The sequence below is a fragment of the Chryseobacterium luquanense genome (assembly GCF_026460945.1).
In the GTDB taxonomy this organism is placed as follows: domain Bacteria; phylum Bacteroidota; class Bacteroidia; order Flavobacteriales; family Weeksellaceae; genus Chryseobacterium; species Chryseobacterium luquanense.
The window spans coordinates 1-12307 of record NZ_JAOVZV010000020.1 but is presented as its reverse complement, the minus strand read 5'-3'; the positions used below and the strand labels follow the sequence as shown (position 1 = coordinate 12307).

General features: G+C 33.2%; 9 protein-coding genes. 4 read left to right on the top strand and 5 right to left on the bottom strand.

Annotated elements, in window-relative coordinates; genetic code table 11:
* The 3 genes from OEA66_RS16720 to tpx all read right to left on the bottom strand — a co-directional run bounded on the left by OEA66_RS16720 (position 1) and on the right by tpx (position 5065).
* Entirely contained in the window at positions 1 to 2001 is a 2001-nt protein-coding gene (locus OEA66_RS16720) for an adenylate/guanylate cyclase domain-containing protein (protein ID WP_267282455.1), read from the bottom strand.
* 148 nt (positions 2002 to 2149) lie between these two features.
* Positions 2150 to 4480 (bottom strand): adenylate/guanylate cyclase domain-containing protein, encoded by a 2331-nt coding sequence (locus OEA66_RS16715; RefSeq protein ID WP_267282454.1) that lies wholly within the window; start codon positions 4478 to 4480, stop codon positions 2150 to 2152.
* Between the two features lie 87 nt (positions 4481 to 4567).
* A complete protein-coding gene (tpx, locus tag OEA66_RS16710; protein WP_267282453.1) occupies positions 4568 to 5065 on the bottom strand; it encodes a thiol peroxidase in 498 nt (165 codons plus the stop codon).
* Between the two features lie 171 nt (positions 5066 to 5236).
* Between tpx and OEA66_RS16705 the strand changes: the two genes are divergently transcribed.
* Positions 5237 to 7456 carry an NADP-dependent isocitrate dehydrogenase gene (locus OEA66_RS16705; RefSeq protein WP_267282452.1) on the top strand — a complete coding sequence of 740 codons (2220 nt, stop codon included), beginning with the start codon at positions 5237 to 5239 and terminating at the stop codon, positions 7454 to 7456.
* A gap of 288 nt (positions 7457 to 7744) precedes the next feature.
* Here the strand turns inward: OEA66_RS16705 and OEA66_RS16700 are convergent, their stop codons facing one another.
* Complete coding sequence (locus OEA66_RS16700) at positions 7745 to 8173, bottom strand: hypothetical protein (RefSeq protein ID WP_267282451.1); 429 nt, start codon at positions 8171 to 8173, stop codon at positions 7745 to 7747.
* Positions 8174 to 8458: 285 nt separating this feature from the next.
* Between OEA66_RS16700 and OEA66_RS16695 the strand changes: the two genes are divergently transcribed.
* On the top strand, positions 8459 to 8746 hold the full coding sequence (locus tag OEA66_RS16695) for a GNAT family N-acetyltransferase (protein ID WP_267282450.1): 288 nt from the start codon (positions 8459 to 8461) through the stop codon (positions 8744 to 8746).
* A gap of 1 nt (position 8747) precedes the next feature.
* Here the strand turns inward: OEA66_RS16695 and OEA66_RS16690 are convergent, their stop codons facing one another.
* Positions 8748 to 9842, bottom strand: coding sequence for an MBL fold metallo-hydrolase (locus OEA66_RS16690; protein ID WP_267282449.1), 1095 nt, complete (start codon positions 9840 to 9842; stop codon positions 8748 to 8750).
* A gap of 416 nt (positions 9843 to 10258) precedes the next feature.
* Here OEA66_RS16690 and OEA66_RS16685 point away from each other — a divergent pair, with 416 nt between their 5' ends.
* Both OEA66_RS16685 and OEA66_RS16680 read left to right on the top strand, forming a co-directional pair.
* Positions 10259 to 11719, top strand: a complete 1461-nt coding sequence (locus OEA66_RS16685) for a S41 family peptidase (protein ID WP_267282448.1) — start codon at positions 10259 to 10261, stop codon at positions 11717 to 11719.
* Between the two features lie 5 nt (positions 11720 to 11724).
* Entirely contained in the window at positions 11725 to 12285 is a 561-nt protein-coding gene (locus tag OEA66_RS16680; protein ID WP_267282447.1) for a YdcF family protein, read from the top strand.
* The last annotated feature ends 22 nt before the right edge of the window (positions 12286 to 12307 follow it).

Genomic DNA, 12307 nt, shown 5'->3' with positions numbered 1-12307 from the left:
TTAAATTTGATTTACAAAATACATCTCCATCGCCCCTTTTCCTTTGGTTTCAATTTTTCCTCTATGCTCAAAACTAAAATCATTTTCTACTAGATAATACGTTGCCTCGGAAATATTCAATCGTCCCAAACTGCCGTTCTGCTCCATTCTTGCCGCCGTATTTACGGTGTCGCCCCAAATATCATATGCGAATTTTTTCACCCCGACAATTCCCGCAATTACCGATCCTGAGTGAATTCCAATCCTTATATCCAAAGCATTGGGAGTATCTTTTTTCCTTTGTTGAATATAGGAAAGAATTTCCAACCCTGCATCAACTGCATTTTTAGCATGTGCTTCGTTAGCAATTGGCAAACCACTTACTGCTAAATAGGCATCTCCAATGGTTTTTATCTTTTCTAAATTGTATTTCTCCATAATTCTGTCGAATTCGGTGAAACATTCGTTCAGTTCGGTTAACATTTTCTCTGCACCCAATCTTTCTGAACTTTGAGTAAAATTAACGAAATCGGTAAATATTACACTAACCTCATCGTAATATTTTGCTTCCGAACTTCCTTTTTCCTTTAATTCTTCAGCAACTTCATGAGGAAGAATATTCAGTAAAAGATTTTCTGTTTTCTGTTTTTCTTTCTGCAGCTCACTGGTTCTTTCGTTGACCTGATTTTCAAGCAGATCATTTTGATTTTGAAGAATCTGTTGTTTTTCATAAGACAGGCTTTTTACCTGCTCAATCTGTAAATTAAGGTTTTTATTATCATTGGCAGAGCGCCACGCAAGGAAAGCCGAAAGCGTAAATGGAAGACTGAATATAAAAATGATAAAAATGATGAAAACAGACATTTCGCTAAAGCTATTTCCCGGATTAACCTCTAAGTTACCACCTGAATAAATTAAATATAATACTGTCCCAATGAGAATGATAAAGAAAAAAAGCAAACCAACCCCAATTATTATTGACCCAGGTATTTTTTTAATAATTGCCCGGATAACAAGATATAAAGCTTCTAGACAGACAGAAATAATAATGAAAATGAATAACGGTTTTTCAAAATCGAATTCCATATAAGGAAACATGATTAAAAAACATAGAATTATCGATAAGCTTGCTAAAATTTTAAATCTTAATCCTATTTTACCGAAAAGGCTATTAAGCATCACACTTAGAAAGACTGCTGCAAACAAACCTGCGAAAGAACTGATGTAACCAAGTTGTACATTTGTCTTAACATCTTCTGTTTCAAAAGAATAAAACCATGCCAGCAAAAAAACAGACATCCCAAGATTAAATAAGGAAAACAGCAGATTTGAACGATCTTTCCTGTAAAATAAAAAAGATAGAAAATGAATCAGGAACAACGTTAAAAAGATAAAAGCAATACCCTGAATAAGTACCCCTCTCATAAGAATTTGCCTCATCATTACTGCTACAGTCGAATTGGGATTTGAAATCGAAATTTGAAATCCCTTTATTGCCTGGTCAGCGAAAGGCTCAGTATTTTCGTATCTGACCGCGAGTAAATGAGTACCCGCAGCGCCTCCATTTAGAATAAGCGGAAGAATAGGATTTACATATTCGGGTTCTTCTCCTTCTTTTGCAAATTTCCCGTATCTTTTGATCAACTTTCCATCCCAATAAATATCCATCGCAGCACCACTACTAAATTCCAAAGCCAGAGGTTGATGTTCCGCAGTAGAATCTATGCAGATTATTGTTCTTAGCCAAACAACATCTTGAGGATTTTTCTTTTGAAGTTTTGAATTCACAAACTCATCAGTAATCGAATTTTCCCATTTCGAATCATCCGAATTTTTATTTGCCCAGATTTTATCATCTCCGATTTTAAATTTCCAAGGCTTATCAAGTCGGATGTATTGATTTTCCCTAAAGAATTTATCATTTATTGTAGCATTGCATGAATTTTCAGTCTTTATTTGAGCCTGAAAAAGCAGTGAGAACAGAATTAAAAATAATAAATAAATATTTTTTATGTATTTCATTGAGATAATAGCATCAATTGAGAATATGTATTGCAAGATATTAAAAAGACATATCATTGTTACGCGTTTTCAAGAGAATTTTGTGGTAAAACAAAATTCCTGAAATATCATAAAAACAAAAATATAGTCTTTTCAAAAATTTTAGATTTTAAGAATTTACAAAATACATTTCCAATGCACCTTTACCTTTGGTTTCTATTTTACCTCGATATTCAAAAGTAAAATCTTCTTTTATTAACTGATAGGTTGCTTCGGAAACATTTAATTTCCCCAAAACACTGTTTTGTTCCATTCTTGCCGCTGTATTCACAGTGTCGCCCCAAATATCGTAAGCGAATTTTTTCACGCCGACAATTCCGGCAATTACCGGTCCTGAGTGAATTCCAATTCTGATATCCAAAGCATTAGGATTGTCTATTTTTCTTTGTTGAATGTAAGAAAGAATTTCCAGACTTGCATTCACTGCATTTTTTGCGTGTTGATCATTAGAAACCGGCAGTCCGCTTACTGCTAAATATGCATCGCCGATGGTTTTTATCTTTTCTAAATTGTATTTTTCCATGATTCTGTCGAATTCTGTGAAACAGATATTCAGCTCGTTGAGAACTTCCTGTACGCCAATCCGTTCGGAATTTGCTGTAAAGTTGACAAAATCTGTAAACAAAACAGAAACCATATCAAAATGCTTTGCGCTGGTTTTTCCTTTTTCTTTTAATTCTTCCGCAACCTCGAAAGGTAGAATATTCAGTAATAAATCATCAGATTTCTGTTTTTCTTCAGCGATTTTTTTGTTGTCTTTCCGTTTCTGATTATAAGAAAACCCTGCAAAGCCTAATAAGAGAAGTGATAATCCGGCTCCGACTGCCCACATATTTTTTTCAGTTTTCGAACTTTCCAAATCAGCTTTTGCGATGGCATCTTTTTTCTCCTGATTGAGTCTGGCAATATTTTTTTCCTGATTATACTTTAAGGCAACCGCTTTTTGCTCTTCTTCAAATTTAATCTGGATTTCTTTTCTTTTTAAATCTTCTTCAAGCGCCAATCTTTTTCTTTCTTCCTCTGTTTTTGCAACTGCCTGTTTTTTTTCATATTCAAAACGAAGTGCTTTTAATTCGATTTCTTTTTGGAGTTGAATGCGTTTGTTTTCTTCTTCTAGTTTTACTTTTAATCTTTCACTGGCTATTTCACTTTTTGATTGCGTTTCGGCCAGATTTCTCATTTTGTCTAAACCATAAGTTTTCTCATTCTCATCATTCGCTTTTTTAAGATAGAAAAGAGATTTTTCATAATCTCCCAATTGTTCGTAAGCTTCTTGAAGAATCTTGTAATTTTGAATAAAAATTTCAGAAGGTACTATAGTTTTCAAACTCAAAAAATAGTCTAAGTTTTTTGATTGTTCATTTGTCAGTCTTTGAAGTTCCTGTGTTTTTCTTTCTTTCTTAAAATCTTTTTCATCGTGCATGATCGCTTTCAAATCTATCAAACCTTTTTGATGTGTAAAGTATCGATACATTGGATCTTGCTCATTGCTCAGTCTCAAAGTTTTGTTAATATAAAACTGAGCATTATTGTAATCTTTTTGATTGTAATATATATCTGAAAAATAGTAATAAAGCATCTTTAAGTCATTGTTTAATTGATGCTCTTCAAAGTAATCTTTAGCATCATTTAAAAAAGGTTTTGCTTTTTCGTACTGCTTCGTTTCAGAGTAAATATTGCCTATAAACATTTTGGAATTCGCAACTTGCTGCTCATTCTTATTTTTCTTTGCAACTTCAAGTGATTTCTGATAGTAATTTAGTGATTTTTTAAAATCTTTATTTGAAAGATAAAATGTTCCTGCAAATAAATAGGCATCATAAAGATATTCTGGAAAATTATTTTGGGTAAACTCAATATATGTATTTAAAGATTTGTATCCTTCTACCGGGTTTTCTTGAAGAAAATTATTTTGAAATAATCGTTGATATGCTGTTAGAACTACTTTCTTGTCTTTAATTTTCTTCTGATGATAAAGACTTAAGATCTGGTTACAATAATCATTTGCAACTTTATTTTTTTTATTAACCGAATTTATCGTAGCTAATAGATAGTAAGCCCAGGCTCTTTTGTCATAATTTTCAGTCTTATTAAGATATCGTTCTCCTTCCACAAGATATCTTTCGCTGTTCACAAAATCCATTTTTTGTAGTAATAATCCACCAATAAAAATATTAGACCTACCTATTTGTTCGGTGTTATTTAATTTCTCGTAAATAGGCAAACCTAATTTTGAATATGCTAACGCACTGTCAATAATCTTACTATCTGCATATTTATTCCCAAGATCATCGTAGAATTTAGCTTTTTCTCTGTCACTTTTTGCGGAAAGCAACTTATTTTTAAGATCCAAAATTTCTCTAGAATCCTGCGCTTTAAACCCATTATTCCCACAGAAGAAAAAACAGACAATCGCAAAAGAGGTAAATTTATTTTTCAATGAGAGATTATTACGTTCATGCACAAAAATAAAAAAATCATTCTGTTAAACAACAGAATGATTCAAATTAAGGAGAAATATTTTTATTTATTTCAAAGATGCAATAGCAGCTTCGTAATTAGGCTCTTGTCCGATTTCCGGAACCTGCTCTGTATAGATTACTTTAGCTTTTTCATCCAAAACAACAACAGCTCTGCTTAAAAGTCCTTTTAAAGGAGAATCTGAAAGCGTAACCCCATAGTCTTCCCCGAAGTTTCCTCTGAAATCCGATAGCGTTTCCACATTATTCAAACCTTCTGCTGCACAAAATCTTGACAATGCAAAAGGCAAATCTCTGGAAACATTAATCACAACAGTGTTATCAAGAGTAGAAGCCTCTTCATTGAATTTTCTTGCTGAAGCCGCACAAATTCCTGTATCGATACTTGGGAAAATATTTAAAACAACTCTTTTACCTGTATAATCTGCAAGATTTTTTTCAGACAAATCTGAAGATACCATCGTAAATTCCTGAGCATCATTTCCAACTTCCGGAAGATTTCCAACCGTATGGATGGGGTTTCCTTTAAATGTAATTGTAGACATAGTTTATATATTTAAAATTTTATCAAATTTATTTAAATTTCGGCCGATTTTGTTTGAAATAAAGGTTAAATAATTCTTAAAGTAGAAAATCTCATTGATTATTAAAGTGTAAAAAATTAAAATTTAACTAAATTTGTGAAACTAAAACTTTAAATAATAAATAACAGTATAATGTCAGAAAAATCAAAAATCTATTACACACTTACAGATGAGGCTCCAATGTTGGCAACACACTCGTTTTTACCGATTGTAAAAGCGTTTACAAAACCAGCAAACATTGAAATCGCCGTTCCGGATATTTCTTTGGCAGGAAGAATTTTAGCCAACTTCCCTGAATTTTTGAAAGATGATCAGAAAATCAATGACGCTTTAGCTCAATTGGGTGAATTGGCAACTCAGCCTGACGCAAACATTATAAAATTACCAAACATTTCTGCTTCTGCACCACAATTGGATGCTGCAATCGCTGAATTACAATCTAAAGGTTTTGCAGTTCCAAACTATCCGGCAGAACCGAAAAATGACGAGGAAAAAGCAATCAAAGCTAAGTATGCAAAAGTTTTGGGAAGTGCTGTAAACCCAGTGTTAAGAGAAGGAAATTCTGACAGACGTGCTCCAAAGGCTGTTAAAAACTACGCAAAAGCAAACCCTCATAGAATGGGTGACTGGGCATCAGACAGTAAAACTGACGTGGCTCACATGAACAGCGGAGATTTCTACGGAACTGAAACCTCAACCACTCTTGAGAATGCTACAAAATATAAGATCGTTTTCAAAGGAAATGACGGTGCAGAAACTTTACTAAAAGATTTCGCGGGTCTTCAGGCTGGGGAAGTAATCGATTCTTCTGTAATGAATTTAAATTCTTTAAAATCTTTTGTTAAAGAAGCGATCCAAGAAGCTAAAGATAAAAATGTATTACTTTCCGCTCACCTGAAAGCTACGATGATGAAAATCTCTGATCCAATCGTATTCGGTGCGATTGTTGAGACTTTCTTTAAAGATGTTTTCGCTAAATATGCTGAAACTTTTGATTCTTTAGATGTTAATCCAAACAACGGTTTGGCTGATCTTTTTGATAAAATTAAAGGAAATGCTCAGGAAAGTGAGATTAAAGCTGATATTGAAGCTGCTTTGGCAAACGGACCAAGAGTGGCAATGGTAAATTCTGACAAAGGAATTACGAATTTCCACGTACCTTCAGACATTATCGTTGATGCTTCGATGGCTGCTTTGGTAAGAGGCGGCGGTAAAATGTGGAACAAAGAAGGTAAGGAAGAGGATACGGTTTGTATCATTCCGGACCGTTCTTATGCAGGTTTCTACCAGTCTGTAATCGATGATATGAAAGCGCACGGAAAATTGGATCCTACAACAATGGGTTCAGTTCCAAACGTTGGTTTGATGGCTCAGAAAGCTGAAGAATACGGATCTCACGACAAAACTTTCCAGGCTACAGGTGACGGAACAGTTGAAGTTCAGGGTGAAAACGGAAACGTTCTTCTTTCTCAAAAAGTTGAAACCGGAGATATTTTCAGAATGTGTCAGACGAAAGATGCTCCGATTCAGGACTGGGTAAAATTAGCAGTAAACAGAGCAAGACTTTCAGATACGCCTGCTATTTTCTGGTTAGATAAAGGAAGAGCTCACGACAGAGAAATGATCAAAAAAGTTGAAAAATATTTAGCTGATCACGATACGAATGGATTAGACATCAAAATTCTTGATGTAAAAGACGCAATGACCGAGACTTTAAAAAGAGCGAGAGAAGGAAAAGACACCATTTCTGTTTCAGGAAACGTTCTGAGAGATTATTTAACGGATCTTTTCCCAATCTTAGAACTTGGAACTTCTGCAAAAATGCTTTCTATCGTTCCATTGATGAACGGTGGTGGTTTGTTCGAAACAGGAGCTGGAGGTTCTGCTCCGAAACACGTTGAACAGTTCATCGAAGAAGGTTATCTAAGATGGGATTCTTTAGGTGAATTCCTGGCTTTACAGGCTTCTTTAGAGCATTTAGCACAAACTCAAAATAATACAAAAGCTCAGGTTCTAGCAGATGCATTGGATGATGCAAATGCTAAATTCTTAGCTACTGATAAATCTCCTGCTAGAAAGGTTGGACAAATCGATAACAGAGGCTCTCACTTCTATTTGGCAATGTATTGGGCTGAAGCTTTAGCAAACCAAACTGCTGATGCTGAATTGGCAAATCAATTTGCTCCGGTTGCAGAAGCATTGCAGGAAAGCGAAGAAGTAATTAACTCTGAATTGATTGGTGCTCAAGGTAAGCCTCAAAATATTGACGGTTACTTTAAGACTGATACTTACAAAACGTATGAGGCTATGAGACCAAGTACTGTTTTAAATGAAATTATTGACGGAATTTAATTCTCAGATTTAATATAAATTGAAAGCTCCTTTTTTAAAGGGGCTTTTTGATTTTATATAGACAAGAATGATAAAAACTCACCACTGGATTTAGTCAAAATTAAAATGAAATTTGCTTATATTCGTTCAGAACATAAGCAAACATAGCATATTTTTACTTTTTATTTTTGAAAAACATTTTATGATTCGTTTTGATCCCGCAAGGGTAAATGAAAACTTAACACATAAAAAATGACTGAACTTACGCACAGCCATTCACTTTTGAAAATATTTATGCTGATACCTATTTTACTTGTTTTTATGTGCTTTACCATTGTTTGATTTGTAAGATTTAGCTTTTTTATCCATGTGCTTATATCTCTTATCATTATTTTTATTACGGTTATAGACCGCTACAGGATTTTTACCTTTGTAATATTTAGTTTTAAATTTCGCATATTTATCTCTGCCCATAATCCTTTCCAATTCAGAGTATCGGTCTGTCGACCATCGGTCAGGATTGTTTGCATAAACTCTGTTCCAGCCATCGTAGTCATCATATCTTCTGTTGAGAGAATTTATTTCGTTGGCTTGCGTTGTAGAAAGCAGTAAATCTGTAATCACGGTCTGCCAGTTTACATCAGTTACGCTTCTTCTGTAATCATTATAATAATCTGACTGCGCATATCCCAAACTAAAAGTTCCGATGAGAAATGCTGTGATGAATATTTTTTTCATTGTAATCGATTTAAATATATTTAAATAGATGGTCAATAAAAATGCCAAATCAAAAACAAAGCTCATAAATTTTGTTAAAACAATTACCTATCACTCAATTCTTAAAATATTTGATAAATATTCGAGCTATTCTTTTAAAATTACTAAATCTTCAAGAGAAAATATTCCGTATTTTTTTTTAATTTTAAATAAGTATAAATAACGATAAGAATTTGAAAACAGTCTTCTCATAAAAATTTAATTTGTAATTTTAAGGAAGAGTTTCACCAATAAACATCAAAAATTATGGAAAATATAAAATTTGAAATCACTCCTTATCAGGACGAACTACAGTTATTGATTGACGACAAAAAGGTTGGTTATATGTCTATCTCGGTCGACGGCAGACTGCTGAATGTGTATTATACGAAAATCGATGAAGACCTTGAAGGTCATGGTTACGCCAAACTTCTTTTAGACAAATTGGTAAGCTATGCCGAAGAAAAAGATCTGATGATCGATCCGGAATGCGATTTTGTAAGACAGCAATTAGAAAACCACCCAAAACGCTATAAAGGAATCTGGCATGAGTAAATTAATCCTGCCACCATGCGGAAAACTGAACATCACTCTTATTCAAATCTAAAACCTCACCGATTTTCGGGGTGAGAATATGTAAATTTTTCTCTTTTCCAAGGGTTGTTACTTTCTGTAAAGGCTCATTCCAGGGATGCAAAGCCAAAGCAAATTTCCCCGAATGCACCGGAATAATATTCTTCGCCTGAATATCAATACTCGCCTGAATAACATCTTCCGGCAAAGCGTGAATGTATTTCCAAGCCGGGTTGTATTGTCCGTTTTCCATAATGGCATAATCAAATGGACCATGCTTTTCACCAATCATTTTAAAATGAGTGTCAAAACCACTGTCTCCGCCTAAAAACAGTTTTTTTGTTGGGGTTTCAAGAACGTAAGAAGTCCACAACGTATTATTTCTATGGAGTTTTCTTCCTGAAAAATGTCTTGCCGGAGTAAAAGTAATTTTAAAATTATTTTTTAATTCTATAGTTGTTCCCCAATCCTCTTCTATCAATTGATCCTGAGAATATCCCCATCTTTCAAAATGTGCACCCACGCCTAAAGGCATAATGACCTTCCCAACTTTATCACGGATTGCTTTTACCGTCGGATAATCCAAGTGGTCATAATGATCATGGGTAATCACCAGATAATCAATATTCGGAATATCTTCAGGCTTAAACAAATCTGCCCCTTCAAAAGCTTTATTGAAAAATTTAAAGGGCGAACCATAAGTACTTAAAACAGGATCAATTAGAAAAGAAACACCATCAATCTGTATGTAGTACGATGAATGCCCCATCCAAATAAAAAAATCTTCATTTTTCGGAAGATTTTTTAAATCGGTATGGACTGCAGGTATCGTCTGCAAAGGTTTAAGCAAGGGATCTTTTTTAGAAAAGAAAAAATTGTACATCACTTTCGGCATACTATATCCTTCTGCAAATGACGGTGTAAAGCTTTGGTTCTGGAACTGCTTGTTTTTATAATTCTTAGATCTCAGCATTCTTTCGAGGCGTTCTCCTTTCGGTTCTGCACCAAAAACTTCCTGAGACATTACTAAATACGTTACAATTGCGATAACCGCAGCCAATATGATGAAATAAATCATTGTGAAAATTTGAAATTCAAATGTAAAAAACTTTCTCTAAGTTTACTACTCTTTCATCAATGACGCTTGAAAATGGATTTTACCTTTTTATTTTAATTTTTGGTAAGAAAAAATTATTTTACCACAAAAGAAGCAAAAGAATAATCTTGAAAATAGAAGTTCAAAAGCTTACAAAATATAGAAAACTTATAGTTATATTAGTTTTGCAAACTTTTGAATAACTTCAACTTAACAAAATCTTTTGATTCTTTTGCGGTAAAAAGAAATTTCATGTAATAAACCTAAATTATATTTAAAAGTTTTTAAATTCGTCTATCAAAAAAATCTATGCCTTGAAATATTTTTTAACAATCTTATTTATACTCTGTCTTTTTTCATGTACTACCGTGAAAAAGTACAACGAACAAAGATTAAGCATGATCTCACCAGAAAAACTTCGTGAAGATGTAGATTTTGCTTACCGAAAACTTCAGGAAATGCACCCCAATTTGAATTGGTATATTTCAAAAAAAGAGCTTGATTTTAAATTTGACAGTTTAAAAACCACTATCAATAAACCTTTTACTTCCACTCAGTTTTATTTTAAATTACAGCCTGTCATCGCCCAAATCCGTGAGGGACATTTGTCGTTGAGAATTCCTGCAAAAAGGTTTTCAAAAAAGGAAATTAAAGCTTTAAAAAACAAAAAAGGACTTTTCGGAAGATTTGAATATCATGTAGAAGACGACCATTTGTATTTTATTGAAAACAAAGACTCCATTCAAAACATTAAACCCGGAACTGAACTTTTAAGTATTAATGGTGTTCCTATTTCTGATTATCTTAAAAAATACCGTCAATTGATAAGCAGTGACGGGTATAACTCCACTTTTTATCCGTACTACCTGAAAGATGTTTTCTTTAATTTTTTTGTTGCCGAAAAAGGAATTATGGACAGTGCTAAAATCGAAACACTTTACAATGACGAAAGACAGATTTTAACATTAAAAAGAGAATCAAAAAACAAAACCGAAATTGAAAAAGATAAAGCCGATAAAAAACGAACTCCTGAGAAAAAGCTGAATGATTATGTGGCTGCAACAAGTTCTTATAACAGAAATTTTAAATTTTTAGATAAAGACAGTACGATTGCGTACATGAAAATAAAAAGTTTCTCAAGAACGTTTTCAAATAAGTTTTATAAGGAATCTTTTGAGAAAATCAAAAATGCAGAATCTGATTATCTCATCATTGATATTCGTGAAAATTACGGCGGCTCACTTTACGAAATCAATCAATTGTATTCTTACCTCGCTCCGGAACCTTTTGTTTTGATTAAACCTTCCCAGCTTGTTTCGAGAGTGACTCCTTTGAAAACCAATTATTTCAGAAAATCAAATCCATTGGAATATACATATAAAAGTTTGGCTTATCCAGGATATTTCTTGTATCAGGCTCTCAACGTTTACAAAGGAAAAGATGGAATTGCGTATTATAAAATGAAGGAAAATAAACCAACAAAACCCAAAGAAAACGCTTTCAAAGGGAAAGTGTATGTTTTGATTAATGGCGGAAGTTTTTCGGCATCATCTATTATTTCATCTAAATTAAAGTTTGATAAGCGTGTCACTTTAGTTGGCGAAGAAACAGGTGGTGCCAATGACGGTACAGTTGCCGGATTTTATTCTTATCAAAAGCTCCCCAACTCTAAAATAGATTTACCAATCGGGGTACTTTTAGTTCAACCCAACATTACATTTGGAAATACTCAAAAAGGTGTTGTTCCTGATATTGAGATTACCCAAAATATGCAAGATATTATTGATAAAATAGATGTACAGCTAGATTGGGTAAAAAATGATATTCAGAAATTAAAAGACAATAAAACTCAGAATTAAAGCGAATGAAGCTGATTATTAAAGTTTTAAAAACCATTTTCATTGCCATTTTCACATGGTTTATATTTCACTCTGTGTATATTATTTATGATGGTTTATCTGATAAAGAAGCTCAGGCAGATGCTGCAGTAATTCTTGGAAATAAAGTAAATAAAGACGGAACATTATCTGAAAGACTTGAAAAACGTCTCGAAACCGGAGTTGCATTGTATCAAAATCATCGCATAAAAAGAATAATTGTAAGTGGCGGTTTGGGTAAAGAAGGATTTTATGAAGGTTCGAAAATGAAAGAATATCTCATCGGTAAAAATATTCCCGATTCTGTAATTATCGTTGATAACAAAGGAGATAATACAAGATTAACCGTTGAAAATACTTTGAAAATTCAAAAGAAATATCATTTTAAAAGTTTTATTGTTGTTTCGCAATACTTTCATGTGACACGAACGAAAAAATTATTCAAAGATAAAGAATTTGAAAATGTAAATAGTGTAAGTCCGAGATATTTTGAATGGCGGGATTTTTATTCTATTCTGAGAGAATTTCCGGCGTATTACACGCAGTAATTTTTTTCGCTTATAGTTTCGG